The 18,095-nt window shown below is 43.0% G+C and carries 15 protein-coding genes; 9 read left to right on the top strand and 6 right to left on the bottom strand.

What is annotated here, in order from left to right; genetic code table 11:
- Nucleotide 1: 1 nt before the first annotated feature.
- Nucleotides 2-1,447 (bottom strand): hypothetical protein, encoded by a 1,446-nt coding sequence (locus RM368_RS15870; protein WP_322694939.1) that lies wholly within the window; start codon nucleotides 1,445-1,447, stop codon nucleotides 2-4.
- Nucleotides 1,448-1,575: 128 nt separating this feature from the next.
- Here RM368_RS15870 and RM368_RS15865 point away from each other — a divergent pair, with 128 nt between their 5' ends.
- The 7 genes from RM368_RS15865 to RM368_RS15835 all read left to right on the top strand — a co-directional run bounded on the left by RM368_RS15865 (nucleotide 1,576) and on the right by RM368_RS15835 (nucleotide 9,062).
- Nucleotides 1,576-2,013: a YidH family protein gene (locus tag RM368_RS15865; protein ID WP_322694938.1), complete on the top strand. Its 438-nt coding sequence runs from the start codon at nucleotides 1,576-1,578 to the stop codon at nucleotides 2,011-2,013.
- Nucleotides 2,014-2,211: 198 nt separating this feature from the next.
- Nucleotides 2,212-3,090, top strand: a complete 879-nt coding sequence (locus RM368_RS15860; RefSeq protein ID WP_322694937.1) for an STAS domain-containing protein — start codon at nucleotides 2,212-2,214, stop codon at nucleotides 3,088-3,090.
- A 13-nt stretch (nucleotides 3,091-3,103) separates the two neighbouring features.
- Nucleotides 3,104-3,517 carry an STAS domain-containing protein gene (locus RM368_RS15855; protein WP_322694936.1) on the top strand — a complete coding sequence of 138 codons (414 nt, stop codon included), beginning with the start codon at nucleotides 3,104-3,106 and terminating at the stop codon, nucleotides 3,515-3,517.
- Nucleotides 3,498-3,902, top strand: coding sequence for an anti-sigma regulatory factor (locus RM368_RS15850; protein WP_322694935.1), 405 nt, complete (start codon nucleotides 3,498-3,500; stop codon nucleotides 3,900-3,902). The genes RM368_RS15855 and RM368_RS15850 overlap by 20 nt, the downstream gene beginning before the upstream one ends.
- Nucleotide 3,903: 1 nt before the next feature.
- Complete coding sequence (locus RM368_RS15845) at nucleotides 3,904-4,911, top strand: ATP-binding SpoIIE family protein phosphatase (protein WP_322694934.1); 1,008 nt, start codon at nucleotides 3,904-3,906, stop codon at nucleotides 4,909-4,911.
- Between the two features lie 46 nt (nucleotides 4,912-4,957).
- Nucleotides 4,958-7,102 carry an ATP-binding protein gene (locus tag RM368_RS15840; RefSeq protein ID WP_322694933.1) on the top strand — a complete coding sequence of 715 codons (2,145 nt, stop codon included), beginning with the start codon at nucleotides 4,958-4,960 and terminating at the stop codon, nucleotides 7,100-7,102.
- Nucleotides 7,095-9,062 carry a response regulator gene (locus tag RM368_RS15835; RefSeq protein ID WP_322694932.1) on the top strand — a complete coding sequence of 656 codons (1,968 nt, stop codon included), beginning with the start codon at nucleotides 7,095-7,097 and terminating at the stop codon, nucleotides 9,060-9,062. The genes RM368_RS15840 and RM368_RS15835 overlap by 8 nt, the downstream gene beginning before the upstream one ends.
- Before the next feature lie 47 nt (nucleotides 9,063-9,109).
- Here RM368_RS15835 and RM368_RS15830 read toward each other — a convergent pair whose 3' ends face one another.
- The 3 genes from RM368_RS15830 to RM368_RS15820 all read right to left on the bottom strand — a co-directional run bounded on the left by RM368_RS15830 (nucleotide 9,110) and on the right by RM368_RS15820 (nucleotide 14,046).
- A complete protein-coding gene (locus RM368_RS15830; protein ID WP_322694931.1) occupies nucleotides 9,110-9,250 on the bottom strand; it encodes a DUF1634 domain-containing protein in 141 nt (46 codons plus the stop codon).
- A gap of 18 nt (nucleotides 9,251-9,268) precedes the next feature.
- Entirely contained in the window at nucleotides 9,269-11,674 is a 2,406-nt protein-coding gene (locus tag RM368_RS15825) for a hypothetical protein (RefSeq protein WP_322694930.1), read from the bottom strand.
- A gap of 164 nt (nucleotides 11,675-11,838) precedes the next feature.
- Complete coding sequence (locus RM368_RS15820; RefSeq protein ID WP_322694929.1) at nucleotides 11,839-14,046, bottom strand: recombinase family protein; 2,208 nt, start codon at nucleotides 14,044-14,046, stop codon at nucleotides 11,839-11,841.
- Between the two features lie 78 nt (nucleotides 14,047-14,124).
- On the opposite strand from RM368_RS15820, the gene RM368_RS15815 reads away from it, so the two are divergent.
- Together RM368_RS15815 and RM368_RS15810 are read left to right on the top strand one after the other, a co-directional pair.
- Nucleotides 14,125-15,480 (top strand): proton extrusion protein PcxA, encoded by a 1,356-nt coding sequence (locus RM368_RS15815; protein ID WP_322694928.1) that lies wholly within the window; start codon nucleotides 14,125-14,127, stop codon nucleotides 15,478-15,480.
- A 118-nt stretch (nucleotides 15,481-15,598) separates the two neighbouring features.
- Entirely contained in the window at nucleotides 15,599-16,891 is a 1,293-nt protein-coding gene (locus tag RM368_RS15810; RefSeq protein ID WP_322694927.1) for a murein transglycosylase A, read from the top strand.
- Nucleotides 16,892-17,135: 244 nt separating this feature from the next.
- Here RM368_RS15810 and RM368_RS15805 read toward each other — a convergent pair whose 3' ends face one another.
- Nucleotides 17,136-17,369 carry a DUF3134 domain-containing protein gene (locus RM368_RS15805; RefSeq protein WP_322671323.1) on the bottom strand — a complete coding sequence of 78 codons (234 nt, stop codon included), beginning with the start codon at nucleotides 17,367-17,369 and terminating at the stop codon, nucleotides 17,136-17,138.
- Nucleotides 17,370-17,592: 223 nt separating this feature from the next.
- Nucleotides 17,593-18,003 carry a hypothetical protein gene (locus RM368_RS15800; protein WP_322694926.1) on the bottom strand — a complete coding sequence of 137 codons (411 nt, stop codon included), beginning with the start codon at nucleotides 18,001-18,003 and terminating at the stop codon, nucleotides 17,593-17,595.
- Nucleotides 18,004-18,095 lie beyond the last annotated feature (92 nt).

The raw sequence follows: 18,095 nt of genomic DNA, 5'->3' as shown, positions 1-18,095 counted from the left end.
ATCAAGCTCTTTCCTTGAGCGCCTGTTTTGCAATACTACTAACCCCGTCTTGCGAATCATTGCTTAACCGCTCTAAAATTGCAATCGGTGTGTTGACGTTTGTAGCAACTTCTGCATGAAGACCGTCGTGGGAATGAACTGCTAATTGTTCTAGCAAATGGACGGGGGTATTGGGATGAGCAGCGATAGCGCCTAGACCATAAATCCTATTAAAATGCTGCGTTTGGTTGATTTTTAGATAAAGCTTCTCCAGCCCCTCTGAGGGTGTATTGGGGTTTTCAGCGAGATTTATAAAAAAATCATTGCTTACAAATGGAGCTTGATAATCTGTAAGTGCAAACAGCATAGTGGGTGGTGTTTTCAAAGACGATGCGATCGCCCTTACTACATCAGGCTCATTCATCTGCAACAGATTTTCTAACACTTTTGGAGTGATGTCAGAACGTCTCACCAATTCAAGCGCACTTTGTTTATAGAAGATTTGATTGGATGACGAGACTCGCTGATGTTGCTTAACCAAGAACTCTGCAAAAAATTCTAGAACGGTAGAGGTTGCATTGGGATGGCTTGCGGCTTTGAACGGTACATCTTCATCTGTATCCTGCGCGAGTTTTTCTAAAACTTTTGCAGGGGTTGAGGGATGAGTAGCAACCAATAGCCGGACAGAGGCTCGTCGATCGCTAGCTAACCGCTCTAGCAAGTCGATGGATGTTCCAGGTTTTCCCTCGATAAAATTGATGATGGCGATCGCAGTTTCGGAAACATTTGGATGGTTCTTGACAAGATCGCGAATTTCTTTCTCATTTTCTCCCGCTAGTTTTTCCAAGATTGCGCTTGATGCTTGAGGATTTCGAGCAATTGCTTCATGCATACTTCTCCAATCTGCAAACTTATTTAGCAGGGATAAGGGTGTTTTGGGGTTCTCAGCAATCGCTATTTTGATATTCCAGCTTCCATCCTCGGCTAGTTGAAGCAATAACGATTCAGAAGTGTTGGGATTTTGAGCGATCGCGGTAAAGAGTCCATCAAAATCAGATTCATGAGGATTTTCGTGCTCGTTGCAGAAAAGAGGCGGGCCTTCTACTACAAGTCGTTCCAGGATGTGAAGAGGTGTTTTTGGATTTCCAGCCACAGCACAAAGAATTTCCTTATCCTCGATTTTAGATAACTGAGCGATCGCACTTTCACTAGTTGTTGTGCTACGCGCTAAAGAGAGTCTAACGAAATAGCTCTCAGGATTTTCCAGCAGCAAAAGATTGAAAATCGGGTTCGCCGTAATTGCGTCTGGAAACTCCTTACCTAATTTCAGCAACACTTCAGTAGGCGTATTCGGATTTTTAGCTACAGCCTCACGAACTTCTGGCTGAGGATGTAAAGATAGCTCCTCAAGCACCACAACCGAAGTGTCAACAGCCGAAGCTAATGCAAAATCGTTGTCATCAAGCATAATCAAGAATTTTTGATATATAGAATGAGTTTTCCCAAAATCTAAGGACACTTTTAGATTAGACTTTTACGAAACTTCATCAATATTACGAATACTTTTCAAGAGGAACTTGGTGTTAAAAGCTACTCATGGATAAAATACCGAAAATTGACCGTCAAAGGGAGCATCAAGCCAACGAACGGACATTTCTGGCTTGGCTACGCACTTCTATTGCATTGATTGGCTTTGGTTTTGCGATCGCGCGATTTGGTATATTTCTGCGCCAGTTGAATATTGCGATTACTCAACAAGAACCTCCGGTAAGTCCATTATCTAACTCGGAAAATTTGGGTGTTGCTTTGGTAATTTTTGGTATTTCGACCATTGCCTTAGCTGCGTGGCGATACAATCAAGTTTTCTGGCAAATTGAAACAGGGAACTATAGACCAAACAGGTTAATGGTTTGGATAATGGCCGGAGTAGTAATTCTTTTGGGGTTTCTCAGTCTTCCTTTACTGTTAAGACGCGATAAAGTACCTTCTCGTTCTCCGCTTCCGATTCAACCACAGTCCCGAAATTTGCATTAAATACACTTTTTATTCGGACGCATTTTTTTGTAACTTTTGTTGCCGAGCCTCAATCAATTTTCGGGTAGGCGTAGCCCAACCCAGGTATCACTGTGTGTCTCCCCAATTGATGGCACTTCATATATAGCAAAGCTTTTAGGCTTTTTGTAATCATCGCTTTCACCTTGGGCTGAATCGTCATACACTGATTTTGAACTAATGAAAGCGGTTGCCCTCAGAGAAACGATGAGCGAAAGTAAGATATCAGAGATATTAGAAACCTTCGAGGCAGACTTGCTGTCGGAGTGGACTCAGGAACTAGCTATTGGCAATATTCGTAGAGGCTTGATTAAAGAAGCCCAGCTAAAGGAGGAGTGCCGGGAATTCCTGAGTTTGTTTCGGATTGCTGTTGGACGGGGCAACTTTACCAATATTCAAGCAGCAGCTTGGCAGGAAATGCGGGAGATGCTCAACAGCATTTCTCGATCGCGATCGCAAAATGGCTTCACACCCTCAGAAACGGCTACATTCGTCTTTTCTCTCAAGCAACCCCTGTTCAAACGAATGCGTCAGCAATTGCAAGACCCAGTTGAGTTGGGTGAAAATATCTGGCTAGCCACAAACTTACTGGATAAACTAGGGTTGCTGACAATTGAAATGTATCAAAAGACGCGAGAAGAAGTGATTTTACGGCAGCAGGAAGAGTTGATGGAGCTATCTACCCCAGTGGTTAAACTCTGGGAGGGAATTTTGGCATTGCCGATAATCGGTACCTTGGATAGTACCCGGACTCAAATGATGATGGAGTCGTTATTGCAGAAGATTGTCGAAACTGGTTCAGAAATTGCCATCATTGACATTACCGGGGTTCCCACTGTCGATACCCTGACTGCTCAATATCTGCTCAAGACTGTTACCGCCGCCCGTCTCATGGGATCTGATTGTATGATCAGTGGCATTCGTCCTCAAATTGCCCAAACAATCGTCTATCTCGGCATTGATTTGACCAATGTAGTCACGAAAGCAACGTTAGCCGATGCCTTTCTGACGGCGCTAAAACGGTTGGGAACGACCATTACTCGCTTTCAATCCAAATAGCTGGAAGGAAGTAATGGAACACATTCCTATACTTAAAATGGGCAATTTCCTGCTTGTGACAATCCAGGTGGATATGCACGATCGCCTCGCCATGACGCTACAAGAAGACTTGACCAACCGTATCACTCAAACCCACGCTCGCGGTGTCCTGATTGATATTTCGGGATTAGAGATTGTTGATTCCTTCATTGGTAGGATTTTAGGCAACATTGCCAAAATGTCACGGGTGCTGGATGCTGAGACAGTTGTCGTCGGGATGCAGCCTGCTGTGGCAATTACCTTGGTGGAATTGGGGCTGTCGCTGACGGGGATTCGCACTGCCTTAAACGTCGAAAAGGGTATGGCATTGTTGCGATCGTCACTCAATCAAACCACAGATCAAATCACTGCCACTAAAGGGCGTGCAGATGATGATGCAGAAGACTGAAACGATTAACATTCAATCTTCTACAGATGTAGTTTTAGTTCGGCAGTCCGTGCGCCAGTTGGCTGTGGAAATTGGCTTTGGCTTAGTAGACCAAACTAAAATTGTGACTGCCGCTAGTGAGTTAGCTCGCAATACCCTAGACTATGGTGGAGGCGGCACAGTAAAACTAGAAACTCTTGAGCAAGGAAGACGACGAGGACTCAGGCTAACCTTTGAAGATCGAGGGCCGGGAATTCCCGATATTGAGTTGGCGCTTAAGGATGGGTTCACGACCGGGGGCGGGTTGGGTATGGGTCTGAGTGGTGCCAAACGACTTGCCAGCGAGTTTGAAATTCAGTCTGTGGTGGGAGAAGGGACACAGGTAACAATTGTACGATGGAAATAAAATGAGAGAATCTGTCGCTGTCACAATTACTGAATCTAGCCAGACCGGGGAAGCCAGAAGGGCAGCGATGGCTTTAGCAACTCGGCTGGGTTTTCAGGAAACAGAACGGGGCAAGGTTGGGATTGTGGTGACAGAAATTGCGAACAATCTGGTACAACACGCCCACGGCGGAGTTGTGCTAATGCGATCGCTCAACCAACATTCCAAAATTGGCATTGAAATCTTAGCGCTAGATAAAGGGCAAGGAATGCTTGATGTGGATGAGTGTTTGCAAGATGGCTTTTCCACAGCCGGAACCTTGGGCAATGGCATGGGTGCAATTCGTCGCCTTTCTGGTTTTTTGGAAATTTACTCCATTCCCAATCAAGGAACAGCACTTTTGGCTCACCTCTGGCCAGACTCAGCACACCATCCAACTGAAAAGTTTTTAGAAATTGGAGCGATCTGTTTGCCCAAAAGAGGAGAAGAGGTTTCAGGAGATACCTGGGCATCGGAAGTCGATTGTTGCCGTAGCTTGTTGTTAGTAGCCGATGGTTTAGGACACGGGCCTGCGGCTGCATCAGCAGCAGAAGCAGCCGTGAGAATGTTTCAAGAACATCTTCATCATTCTCCGGGTGCGATCGTCGAACTTGCCCACGCCGCCTTGCGAAGTACGCGAGGAGCAGCACTTGCCATTGCCGAAATCGACTTTGAACAACAGTCTGTCCGCTTTGCTGGAATTGGCAACATTGCTGCCAGCATTTTCTCCTTTACTGAGCACCACAATTTACTATCTCATAACGGCACGGTCGGACATGAAATCCGCAAAATTCAAGAGTTTAGCTATCCCTGGTATGCCAACGGAATTTTAATTATGCATTCTGACGGATTAAGCTCTAAGTGGCAGATTGATCGCTATCCCGGCATAATGCAAAAACATCCCAGCTTGATTGCAGGAGTGCTATACCGAGACTTTAACCGAGAGCGGGACGATGTGACGGTGTTAGTTGCGAAAGGAATGGGCAGTTAAGGCAGGGGGCAGAAGGTTTAAGAATTTTGAATTGGAGTGAAGCGACTTGACAATTGTTTTTACGATCGCCATCCAGTACGAACAAGATGTTGTGCAAGCTCGGCAACGAACTCGTGAGATTGCCGAACAGTTGGGCTTTGATGTTCAAGATCGGGCGCGGTTGGCGACGGCAGTTTCCGAAATTGCCCGCAACGCCTTTCAATATGCCCAAGACGGAACAGTTGAATTTTCTGTGGCGGGAGAGCCGCAAGCGTTTCTGATTCAAATTCAAGATCGGGGTGGAGGCATTCCTGATTTAGCAGACGTTTTGGCCGGACGCTACACCTCTGATACGGGAATGGGGCTAGGTATCGTGGGTACGCGCAGATTGATGGATTTATTTGAGATTGAATCGCTGCCGGGACAGGGAACAACGGTAACAATCGGCAAAAGGTTATCGAAGCGCACACCTACTTTCACCGATTCCCAATTGCAGCAGATTCGAGAAATTGTAATTGGGCGATCGCCCGAAAATCCCTATCAAGAAATTCAGCAGCAAAACCAGGAATTAATCCGGGCAATGGCAGAGCTACGCAAGCGCGAAGAAGAACTAAGCCAACTGAATCAGGAATTGGAAGATACTAATCGCGGTGTGGTTGCCCTCTATGCAGAACTAGATGAAAAAGCCAGCTCTCTGCAACAGGTAAACGAGCTAAAAACCCGCTTTCTCTCGAACATGAGCCACGAGTTTCGCACGCCGCTCAACTCGATTCTCTCCCTCTCTCGGATGCTGCTAGCCCGGATGGATGGCGATTTGACCAGCGAGCAAGAAAAGCAGGTGACATTCATCCAAAAGGCAGCAAGCGGATTATCAGAACTGGTTAACGACTTGCTGGATTTGGCAAAGGTGGAAGCTGGAAAAATTGAAGTGCATCCCAGTTCCTTTGAAGTTAGTGACTTGTTTGCCACGCTGCGGGGGATGTTGCGCCCATTATTGGTTCAAGGCTCCTCTGTGGCGTTGATTGTCGAGGAACCTGAAGGTATTTTGCCGCTCTATACCGATGAGGGGAAAGTCGCTCAAATTCTGAGAAACTTTGTCTCGAATGCGCTCAAATTTACCGAGCGGGGAGAGGTGCGCGTCAGCGCTGTACAAACGGGTCACACCGTCAGCTTCTCCGTATCTGATACGGGCATCGGCATTGCTCCCGGCGATCGCGATCGGATTTTTGAGGATTTTATGCAAATTGAATCTGCTCTGCAAAAGCAGGTGAAGGGAACCGGTTTAGGATTGCCGTTATCGCGCAAGCTAGCGGAGCTAATTGGTGGCAGCATTTCGGTGAAAAGTCAGCCAGGTAAAGGCTCTACCTTTACAGCATTGATTCCCATCGTCTACCCAGATGCCACCGAATTGACCGCCGGACTGCAACCAATCACATCAGTTGAACCAACTCGCCTGCCGATTCTGGTGGTTGAAGATCATCCAGAAACTCTATTTATTTACGAAAAGCACCTTCAAAATTCAATCTATCAATTGATCGCTACCCGCACCTTAGCTCAGGCAAGGCTTGCCTTACAACAATTTCGACCGGCGGCGATTATGCTAGATATTCTCCTGGAGGGGCAAAACGGCTGGACGTTCTTGCGAGAAATCAAAGGGGATGAAACAACTCGCGCTATCCCCGTACTTGTTATTACCATCATTGATAACGAAAAACAAGCTCTGGCGCTAGGAGCAGACGGTTTTCTAATTAAGCCGGTAGACAGATTGCCGCTGTTGAACAAACTTAATAGGCTAATTACTGAAAACAAGCCTCAAAAAATCTTGTTAATTGATGATGACCCCGCCTATCGATATCTGGTAAAACAGTTGTTAATAAATACACCATTGAGTATTTTAGAAGCCGGGAATGGAAAAGAAGGATTAAATTTGGCACAACAAGAGCAGCCAAACGCCATCGTACTGGACTTGGAAATGCCAGAACTCGGCGGGTTTGATGTACTCACGCAACTTAAGAACAATTCCATCACTCAGTCGATTCCTGTGATTATTCACTCATCTGCCCAACTGGATGCAGAAGCGCAGAGCCGATTAGCGGCGCAAAGCATAGCTATTGTTTCCAAAGAAACAGGCTCTCAAACCACGGCGATAGCTCAACTTCAAGATGCGCTCGTCAAAGCCGGACTTGTTCTAGAAGGGAAAAGTCATGTCTGAGCCACGAGTTACGATCCTGCATGTTGATGATAACGAAGCCAATCGTTACGTTGTTACCCGTATCTTGCAAAATGCAGGCTTTAGTGTGGTGGAAGCGGCAACTGGAACGACCGGATTAGAAGCTGTTGCTAACTTTCAGCCTGACTTAATAATTTTAGATGTCCAATTACCAGATATCAGCGGTTTTGAAGTCTGTCGCCAAATTAAGGCAAACCCGGAAACAGCTTTTATCCCTGTGCTACACCTTTCTGCAAGTTTTATCCAAAGCCAAGATAAAGCAGAAGGCTTGGATAGCGGTGCCGATGCTTATCTGGTGCAACCTGTTGAACCAATTGAACTGCTTGCCACTTTGCGATCGCTGCTGCGAATTCGTCGGGCGGAGGAAGCTGCTTTGTCCTCAGCGCGGGAGTGGCAAACCACTTTTGACTCCATGAAGGACGGCGTATCTCTGGTAGACCGAGAAGGTATAATTCTGCGTTGTAATCGAGCGATGATGCAGCTTTTTGGCAAGCCCTACCACGAAATTTTAGGTTATGCCCACCATGAGTTGATGAGCGCAGAATTGGGAATCGGCGATGGCGCTTGTTTTCGGCGTGCGAAAGAAACTCACCAACGGCAAGTTCTCGAATTTCAGTCGAAAGAACAGTGGTTTGCCAAAACCATCGACCCGGTACTTGATGAACATGGGACTCTCACCGGCGCTGTTTTCATTCTGTCCGATATCACTGAACGTAAGCGAGCAGAAGCCTTGCTGCAAGAGCAAAACGATCGCCTCAATCAACTAATGATTTCTTTGCAGCAACAGACCGAACAAGCGCAACAAGCCAACCGCATCAAAGATGAGTTTTTGGCAGTGCTGTCTCATGAATTGCGATCGCCCTTGAATCCAATTCTGGGTTGGGCCAGAATTCTGCAAAAGAGTCACCACGATGCAGCCAAAACTCAGTACGCCCTAGAAACGATCGAGCGCAATGCGAAACTGCAAGCACAATTAATCGAAGATTTGCTCGATGTGTCGCGTATTCTCCAAGGTAAGTTGGCTTTAAACACAGTTCCAGTCGGTCTGACTTTTACTATCAAAGCTGCCCTTGAAACCGTGCGCCTTGCTGCTGAAGCTAAATCTATTCAGATTCAAACAATATTTGAACCGAACGTTGGACAAGTGTTGGGTGATTCTGGTCGCTTGCAACAAATTGTTTGGAATCTACTTTCTAACGCGATTAAATTTACCTCAGAGGGTGGTCGAGTAGAGGTGCGGTTAGAAACAATCGAGGATGAAGTAAATACTGCAAAATACACTCAAATTACTGTCAGCGACACTGGTAGGGGCATCTCCGGTGACTTTTTACCCTACGTCTTTGACTACTTCCGCCAAGCCGATGGGACAACGACGCGAAAATTTGGCGGGTTGGGGTTAGGGTTAGCGATCGTCCGTAATTTGGTTGAATTGCACGGCGGAACCGTTCAAGCAGCCAGTCCTGGAGAAGGGCAAGGAGCAGTATTTAAAGTTAAACTGCCACTAATCGCTGCTTCAAAATTGAATCAAGTTAATACTGCCGATCGCGATCGCTCAGATTTTAATCTCAATGGATTGCAAACGCTGCTTGTAGACGACGACAGAGATTCAAGGGAGTTTATCGCCTTCGTGCTAGAACAGTACGGGGCACAAGTGACTGAAGCGGACTCAGCACATGATGCTTTAAACAATTTGATGCAAGCAAAATTTGATTTATTAATTAGTGATATTGGTATGCCCGATATGGATGGCTACACCCTTATTCGTCAAATTAGAAAGCAGCCACCCGAACAAGGCGGGGAAATTCCCGCGATCGCCCTGACTGCTTATGCCGGAGAAATCGATCGACAACAAGCACTAGCCGCCGGATTTCAACAACATATTTCTAAACCAATTGAGCTAGAAGTATTAATAAAGGCTATTTTGACGATAGTAAAGGTCTAGCAACCTGAATTTGAAAGTTTTTGGCGCTAACTGATAACTGTATTGATTTATAAATATCCACCAATTAGACTGTATAACAATCCAAATAGTACAAGCAAAGTTACAATAATATAAGTAAAATCTCGTTGTTGTACATAAGCTAATAGCGAACAGGCTACCCTCACAACTGGAGTTGCAATCAATATCAACAGGCCAAAAAGATAATACTACTTTAAATTATCCCGTGCAGCAGCACGAACAATGCTATTGGGGTCTTGCGTTAGTTGTTGGCAAATGTCGCGGTGAGTATTCGGGTTTTGAGCGATCGCATATCTTTCTGGCCAAAACCAAGATTTATAGTATCTTGCCAGAAATGAACTCGGTATATGAGGATTCATCAGCACCAAAAAGCGAGAAAATGATGGGCGATCGGGAAATTTTAGACATCGATCCAAGAAAGGAATCGCCGCTTCTGGTTCTTGAGTCAGTAAACTTTTAACAGCAGCTAAATTGAGTGGATTAAAGTGAAATCCCCCACGTCCTCCGGGTTGAGTAGCTAACTGAATTAGTAAATCTTTCGGCGCACCAGGGTTTTGAGCGACTGCTAAAGTTAATCTTCGATCTGGATGCTCTATAAATCTAGTTAGAATCTCGGCTGGTGTTTTCGGATGTTTAGCTACAGCTAATTTGACAATTAACTTATCGTCAGCTAGTTTTGCCAGAATTGAACCATCAACGTTAGGATGTCGAACAACTTTCGCTCTGACAGCAGTATACTCACTATTTGCTAGTTCTCGTAAATCTAAGAGAGATAAATTTGGATTTTCCAAGCTTGCTAATTGTTCTCTAAGCATCGAATCAAGTTTGGGATTCGCCAAAGCAGCTGCTCTAACTTCGGGACTGCGATCGTCAATTAACTTATCTAAAGAGTTTTGAGTAATATTGTGATGACTAGCTACCAAAACTCTCACTCCCTGGATTGGATGCTCCACTAATTTTGATAGGATTTGCGGTGAAGTGTTAGGAGCGCTTGCTAGAATTACGCCATAGTATTCTAAATTAGAAAATCTAATAAATATTGGACTATGGTCTTTATATCTACCTCTGTCAAAATCCTTAAGCATATTTTCTCGGTAGGATCTTCTCCTTCTCGAACCCATATTTTTTTGTATCAACGCAAGTAAATATAGATTAATTGTTGGGTTATTTATGGGGATGGGGATGTTTCTTACTTTTTTGCTCCAATATCTATCTTTTAACTTCGTAAACAAAGTGTCTAAATCGGTAATTACAGGGTTGGTTTGATTGGTAGAATGATTTGGTAGTTTAGTATGCCCTATTGGCAGTATTCTCGGAAGTAAATCGAAAGCTATTGATTCTCGCTGTTTTAAATAAGTAATACATTCAGCGATTAATTGAGAAACTCTAGGGTGGTTTTCCAGATTATCTAAAATCGAACGAGGTGTGTCATTAGAAGAAAGAATCTTTAATAAAGTACTTGTATATTCGTGTACTGAGATTTGATTTAAATAAGGTAAAGTGCTTTCATCAATTGCTCCTGCGTACCACAATCGCAGTTCAATTCCTTCTTCATCATTATTTAAAATAGGCAGTTGCGCTCTATCAATTTTGCTTTCCGCTAGATCGCGCCATCCAGTTTCCAACTCTCCAGCATAATTAATATGTAGCTTTGCTGCTTCAGTAATAAAAGCAAGGCTATTTTTCGCTAGTTTATCGAGTACTTTTTTGGGTGTTTTTGGATGATTTGCAATAATATTGAGAATTCCTGGAAATGCCTCAAGCTGAGATGCTGCTTGTAGAAAACTTGTGGATATTTCTGGCAATTGAGCCAGTTTAAACATCAGCCTACGTGGAATAAAAAGAATGAGATTTGGTTTCTTGTTTAAAGCCACCTTATCCCAGAAAGTAATATCATCATTGGGACAATTAAGACGTAACTGAGCAACTTCTGCAACAATATCCTCCCCAGATGTTAATAACTCCAATAATTTTTTTCTAGAAGTATTATGATGACTAGCTATAAGAATTAAAATCTCTCTCCATTCCCAAAAATCTTCAAAAGAGAACATAGTCAAATACCCTATATTCATCCGAAGATATTTAATGCCATATTGCTGCTCTAGGGAGAAGTGTCCAAAATATTCATTATTGCGAATACGCTTAATATTAGTCTCACAAATGCCAGCAGCAAATTCTAGAAAAGATGTTGGTACATTAGATGCACAAACAAGCTTTAATAGTAAGTGAGACTTTAATAGTAAGTTAAAGTTGACAATTTGCAGAGTTGATAAATCATAAGCCGGATTGCTGTTGATATTTTGCATAATTGATAAATCATAAGCCGGATTGCTAAAGAATTCTTCAGGAAATAGATGCGCTAGTCCGATTAACCATTGTCTTGGTGTATTGGGATTGCTTGCGATCGCTCTTTGCATTTCCAAATCTTTGTTAGTTCTGGCTTGGATCGCAAGTTCTGCTAATAAACTACTATCGGCGAGAGGATTTACAGCAACTAATCTCGTTAACTCATCATTAATTGCAGCTAATTCTCGTAATCTTTGTGGTGAAGTATTATGACTTTTTGCTTCTTGCTTAAGCGAATCGAATGACATTAACTTAACAATCCTGTTTTCCTATTTCAGCAATATCATTTTTAATTTACTCGGATATTTCAGTAAGTGCTAGGTTGATTTAGTAAAAGATTCAAAGCCTCTCTCCTAATTGGAGAGAGGTCAAAATTGTACTTCACGCTTGTCGAGAACCGCTACAAAAACACTCAATTAACAGTAGCCTCAGAAATAACCGTTACACAGGCATTGACTAAAGGTAACAACGGCCCTATTTGCTCTTGTCCATTCACGGCTAAATCGCTGTGACACAAATAAACTCTTTCGGATACACGAGAAAGCAAATCTGTCAAAATCCTTTGCAATCGTTGTTCTTCTGCTAATTTTTCATCTTCTGCTGTCCAAGGTTCGCCTAATCTGTCTCGCAGAAAAAACGGCGCACCAAATAAAGTAGCCGCGCCACCTTTCGCCCACAGAGGTGAACCAGCATCCAGCCAAAAATGCCACTGGTGCGATCGCCTACTAGATCGATATTGAAATATAGTAGCTAAGGTGACAGCCTTTCTCGCTCCACCAATGGGACGTACAGGGTAAGCGTTGGCGGTAATCGTACCACGCCGCAGTAGTTGAATGAATTCAATAATAGTTGTCTGAGCTGTTGTCTCAGCTGGGGTAATTTGTCGTAATCTGGTGTCAATTTCCCAATAGTGTTGGGCAGTTTCTAATAATTCCCGCAATGCTGCTAGTTGTTCGTAGGGGAGATTGCTACCATTCCATAAAAAACGTTGAATTGCTCTGTCTAACAGAGAAATAGGACTAGGAATTAGCCGCAATTCTTGTTGCGATCGCTGCTGTTCTAACCACTGTAATATCTCACTATAGGCTGTAGTCGCTGCATAGCCAATTCGATCCCAACGCTCAAAAGCTGACACTGGTAGCAAGTTGGGGCGATCGGGATGGGGTACAAAGCAGTAATCTGCAATCAAACCAGCACGTACCGGGTCAATATTTGTAGAGACGCGATGAATCGCGTCTGTTGTAGATACCCGATTCATCGCGTCTGTAGAGTTTTCTAGTGGTTGTTGTTTCCTACTCAATACAACCAGCATTTCCGCCACCGCATCCCGGTCTACCAGGCGTCCCAAGCCGGGATAAACTAGTGCCAGCATGGTGAGTAAGGCGCGAATCACGGGCGAACTAATTAAGGGACGTTGGTCATTGAGCGATTCTACTGGGATATTTTGCTTGACGAGGATTTCTACTAGAGTATAACGAGCGATCGCATCTAAACCTGGTGCAATAATTGCCACTTCTTCCGGTTGCACTTGCTGCGATTGGATGGCATTAGCAATTTCCTCTGCTGTTTGCCGCAATAATTGGGCGCGGGAGGTGGTTTGAATTGAATACACTGTTTTTGGTAAACTCAACATTACCATTGGTTCTGTGACTAATTCCACCATCTGTTTAGTCAGTTGCTCGCTCAGAGACTCTGGAGGCGGCCCGTTCAAGATTTCTACCCGACAACGCTCTGCTAACCCTTCTAAATAGTTGGGATCTGCTCCCAATCCCAATCGCACCGCACCATCAGGATTGTAGCTAAACGCGCCAACTGCACCTCGATCTAATAGCAACTCAAACAAAAGACGCGCTACGCTAGGATAGTCATCTACATCATCTGCCAGTACTGCCTGATAGCGTTTAGTTAGGTGCTGTTGGTAGTTGCGATCGCTTAATAAGTGCTGACTATAAAGTTCGGTAATAATCCCATAAGTCAGTAACCCCCTATCTAAACACCAATTACGCCAATCTAGCAGCAAAGATGCCAAAAATTCCGGCTCTAAAGTTGTGCTATTTTCCCCAAAACCCTTGGACAAAATCTGGGCAATATTTTCGCAAGGTATACCACTGTAAGCTGCTAATTGTAATAAGTCTAAGATGCGACGCACCAAGCGAGATTCATTCACTCCCGCAATACGTAAAATTTCTTCGTCTAATTGCGGACGCCAAAGTTTGGTTGCTAACTCTTGTTCGGTTTCCGGTCGCAATCTTACCGGAAACTGTGCTTTCAGGTTCAACGAGTTAATCAGCAACGGCCAAAATAAAATAACTTCATCCTGAAAAAAACCTAGTGGCGTCTTGGCACGAACCGGATATTTACCTAATGTAGATGTGATAATTATATCTCCTAATTCTCGGCGATTATCATCATTGGCAGCTAAAACTAAAACTCCTGGCTCTGTTTGTTTAAGATATAAAAATTCAGGTACATCGCTAGTTTTTTTACGCCCTGTTTTCTTTGTATAAAATGATTCAGTATATTGTTTTTTTGATCCTACCCAATTACAAAATTGCTCTACTAAGCGAGCCGTCTTACCACTACGGCTAGTGCCAACAATCCAAACCGAATGAGAAACCACAAACTTTCTCCTTGTAGATTTGTTAGTATACCTCGTGCGTTAACTTAAGGTTAATAGTCATCAAACAATGCTGAATGATTGTCTGCAATGAAAAATTCTGTTTTTAGTCAAAAAATCTATTCTTTCTTGCTTGCTGCTTATCGATGGTACTTACAGACTCCTGAACGTTCTTTACATGAAGCCTACGATGCAGCATTAAAGATTCAGGAAATAGAAGATAAGCATTTCAATGGTAATAAAATAGACATTGACTCGGCCATGTACAGTAACAGTGTGATGGATTATTTTGAGTCAGACCTCAAGAAGCTATTAAAAATTGCCAGGATGCGGCTGACGGAGTTTAGAGGAAGCCGTTGGTTTCTAAATGAAGAGAATCAAAAAGCTGCCGATAAAGCAGGTATAGAGTATCTAAGTCCTTCTTTAGTTTTGGAAAAGCTCAACTTTATCGATGGAGTGACATCTAAATACACAACAAGTTCCGATAAAACAACTTCTAACGCTTTAGTAGTACAACCTCCAAATTTACCAGTTAACTCTGTAACATCTGACGACAAATCGCTGCTCGTCAACACTCCAACATTACCACCCAAAATACCAAATCGAGATTTAAACAATAAACCAAAAGCCAAGAGCAAAACCGATACAACAGGTGTTTTACCTCGCTCTATTTTAAGTACTATCAGTCGTCTGCAAGTTGAATTAGACCCTAATTCGGAACAAGAAGTAATTCAGAGTTTTCGTCAAACTCAAAAAAGAACAATAATATCTATCAGGTTTATTTTACTATTAATTATTGTACCACTTTTAACGCATCAGATAGCAAAAGCTTTTGTAGTTGGGCCAATTATTGAGAGATTTAGAAGCAGTGAGGAAATGCAGATATTTCTCAATTCGGAAATGGAAGAGGAAGCCCTTTTAGAATTAGAAAGATTTGAAGAAAAGCTCAAGTTTGAAAATCTCATTGTCAAAGCTCCTCCACTGTTACCTGAGCAGATGGAGACTGAAATGAAAAAAAAGGCGAAAGAGCTTGCTGAAGAATTTCGTCACGAAAGCTCTGGTGCGATCAAAAATGTTTTTGCAGATATGTTCTCGGTGGTTGCTGTGATCTGGCTTTTGCTAGTCAGTAAGTCTTCTATTGCTGTGCTAAAAGATTTCTTTGATAACATTGTCTATGGACTTAGCGATAGCGCCAAGGCATTTATCATTATTTTATTTACTGATATCTTTGTCGGATTCCACTCTCCTCATGGCTGGGAAGTCTTGCTAGAAGGAGTATCACGCCATTGGGGATTACCGGCAAATAGAGATTTTATCTTCTTATTTATCGCTACATTTCCGGTGATTTTAGATACTATCTTTAAGTATTGGATCTTCCGATATTTGAATCGGATATCGCCCTCTGCTGTTGCGACTTACCGTAATATGAATGAATAGGGAATAGGGAATAGGGAATAGGGCATTGGGCATTGGGCATTGGGCATTGGGTAAAATTTTTGGTGTTTGATTTTGGAATTTGAGCGAGGTGGGAAAATTTTAAAAATCTTGAATCTTGATGAAAAAGATATTTGCTAGGCTAGGAAAGTTTAACAAAACTATCGCTATCAGTCTACCTGTGATTTTGTCGATTTTACTGGTGCGGATGCAATCTTTCACGCATCAGGAACTCATTGCGCCAGAATGTCAGGTGAAAAAGTGGGATATACCGGTGTTTTTGACTGCTGAAAATCAAGATGCATTTTTGCAAAAACAAAAATTACCATTAATCCATAGACTACCAATTACTTGTTGTCAAAGTGATGCCTCTTGTCTGGATGAAGTAATTTATGGCAAAATACTAGAGAAAAAGGCACTGATCGGTGCGATCGCTCGCAGTCTCCAATATCTGCAAACAGCTAATGCTGCGGCTGCTTATCAAAACTATCCGGTGGCTGGGATTACGCGCGATCGCGTCATCAAAAGCTTGCAAAGATTCCGCGAACTCCTATTAAAAACCAATTCTGCAACAGAATTACATCAAGCCATTGAGCGAGAATTTGTTCTTTACCAGTCAGTCGGTAAAGATAATCACGGTTCCGTTTTATTCACCGCCTATTATGAGCCACTTTACGCAGCCAGTCGCGTCCCCACAACAGAATATCGCTATCCTGTTTATCGCTTACCTCCCGATTTCAACTCTTGGACTAAGCCTCATCCGACACGCGAGGAGTTAGAAGGAGCTGATGGTTTACAAAGTGCAAAAGGGAAATTGCGAGGATTAGAGTTGTTTTGGTTTCGCGATCGCCTCGAACCATATCTAGCTCAAATTCAAGGTTCAGCGAAACTTCAGCTTCCCGATGGTACTCAAACCACAATTGGCTATGCAGGTAACACCGCTTATAACTACAAAAGTATTGGGCGAGAATTAATAGATGATGGCAAGTTACCGCAAGAAGGTGTAACGATGCCAATTATTCTCGATTATTTCCAAAAGCATCCCCAAGAATTAAATATTTATATTCCGCGCGATCGCAGCTTTGTTTTTTTTCAAGAAAATCACGGTGAGCCAGCCCAAGGTTCTATTAACGTACCATTAACAGCAGAGCGTTCTATTGCTACAGATAAATCTCTTATGCCTCCTGGGGCTTTAGCATTGATTCGCGCTTCCATTCCCTTTGTTAATCCTACCGGAAAAATGCAGGAGCGCATTATCAGCCGCTATGTTCTCGATCAAGATACCGGAGGTGCAATTAAAGGTGCAGGTAGAGTGGATTATTTTTTAGGTACTGGGAAAATCGCAGGCGATCGCGCTGGTGTTACAGTCAGCAATGGACAATTATTTTATCTCTTACTTAAATCCAAAAATTAAACACACTCGCATTTTAATACTAAAATTCCCGACTTCTCTAAAAAGTCAGGAATTTTAGCCTTTTGGTGAAAATGAAACATCCCTTCGGGTTCGACAGTTCCTCATGGGGGGAACCCCCAAGACCGGACTGCCTCACCATTCCAAATCAATGGAACGCTTACGCTGTATTCATTTTGAATTTTGAATTTTGTTAGCGCAGCGTTAGCGAGTCTGCGAGCGTCATTTTGAATTCCGCCTTGCGGTACTAGGCTTCTAAATCCATGTCACTATCATCATCGTCATGATCGTAAGGGATATCGTCAAGGTCTATCATTTCGGAAATTTCTTCTACTTCAGTTAGATACTCAGATTCTTGATGTTCGCGTTCGATTAGACGACCAGTTGACTTCAGCCATTCCAAGAGAATAAATTCATTACTTGTACGAATTACAGGCGCTCGCTGGTTACGAGGTTCTTCACGCAGAGGACTTATAGGCATAAAAAAAACTCACTTTGAATTTACAGGTTAGCTTACAAAAACGTCAAAATTGTACATTAAGCTTAAAAGTCTTGTATGACAAGTCTTTTATCAACAGACAAAATATGACCCATTGAAGTTTTGTCTCAAGTCTATTTAGCTACTTACCATGAAAATGTCCAGATGTCAGTTTTAATTATAAATCTTTCAACGGATGCAATATATATTACAAAGCATTTGGTACCTAGACGAGAGTTTCATACATATCAGAGGGTAATGCAGACAGTCTATTCGCTACAGCGACTGCATCAGCTAAGTTACTAAATTGACACCGGACTATCTCTTGTCCATTTCCTGAAGGGAATCGTTTCCTAGCTTTATTAGCTACAGCACAAATAATTGCTAAAGCTTTGGCGAACCCGTCTTTTGTCAATATTCTTTCTTGAGCGAACCCTTCAACAGGGATAAGACAAACCTCAAACCGATAGCCAGGTCTGGGAGAAACAGCTATGTCGATATATGGTTTATCTTCTTTTCTGATTCGGCGTAAATATTTGGCTGTTGAATTAGGATCGTGCAAATCAGTCCCAAGGGCGTAAGTAAAAAAGCAATCTTCTGTGAGGGACTCAGGACGAGTAATTATATCCGTGGGCATAAGTTCCAGTAGTATCCGTATGTTGTCTGCGTGTATGACACACTAGACTTGTCCGTTCTTAGTAACACATTTTCTTTGACAGTTAAGTGTAT

Source organism: Nostoc sp. DedSLP03 (assembly GCF_034530815.1).
Classification (GTDB): Bacteria; Cyanobacteriota; Cyanobacteriia; order Cyanobacteriales; family Nostocaceae; genus Nostoc.
The sequence above is the reverse complement of the archived record's forward strand: the minus strand, read 5'-3'. Positions and strand labels throughout refer to the sequence as shown.

Bases quoted from the DNA above. Each gene is read 5' to 3' on its own strand.
- RM368_RS15835 (WP_322694932.1), top strand. From the start codon at position 7,095: ATGTCTGAGCCACGAGTTACGATCCTGCATGTTGATGATAACGAAGCC.
- RM368_RS15855 (WP_322694936.1), top strand. From the start codon at position 3,104: ATGGAACACATTCCTATACTTAAAATGGGCAATTTCCTGCTTGTGACA.
- RM368_RS15865 (WP_322694938.1), top strand. From the start codon at position 1,576: ATGGATAAAATACCGAAAATTGACCGTCAAAGGGAGCATCAAGCCAAC.
- RM368_RS15850 (WP_322694935.1), top strand. From the start codon at position 3,498: ATGATGATGCAGAAGACTGAAACGATTAACATTCAATCTTCTACAGAT.
- RM368_RS15825 (WP_322694930.1), bottom strand. From the start codon at position 11,674: ATGTCATTCGATTCGCTTAAGCAAGAAGCAAAAAGTCATAATACTTCA.
- RM368_RS15845 (WP_322694934.1), top strand. From the start codon at position 3,904: ATGAGAGAATCTGTCGCTGTCACAATTACTGAATCTAGCCAGACCGGG.
- RM368_RS15805 (WP_322671323.1), bottom strand. From the start codon at position 17,369: ATGCCTATAAGTCCTCTGCGTGAAGAACCTCGTAACCAGCGAGCGCCT.
- RM368_RS15810 (WP_322694927.1), top strand. From the start codon at position 15,599: ATGAAAAAGATATTTGCTAGGCTAGGAAAGTTTAACAAAACTATCGCT.
- RM368_RS15870 (WP_322694939.1), bottom strand. From the start codon at position 1,447: ATGCTTGATGACAACGATTTTGCATTAGCTTCGGCTGTTGACACTTCG.
- RM368_RS15800 (WP_322694926.1), bottom strand. From the start codon at position 18,003: ATGCCCACGGATATAATTACTCGTCCTGAGTCCCTCACAGAAGATTGC.
- RM368_RS15860 (WP_322694937.1), top strand. From the start codon at position 2,212: ATGAAAGCGGTTGCCCTCAGAGAAACGATGAGCGAAAGTAAGATATCA.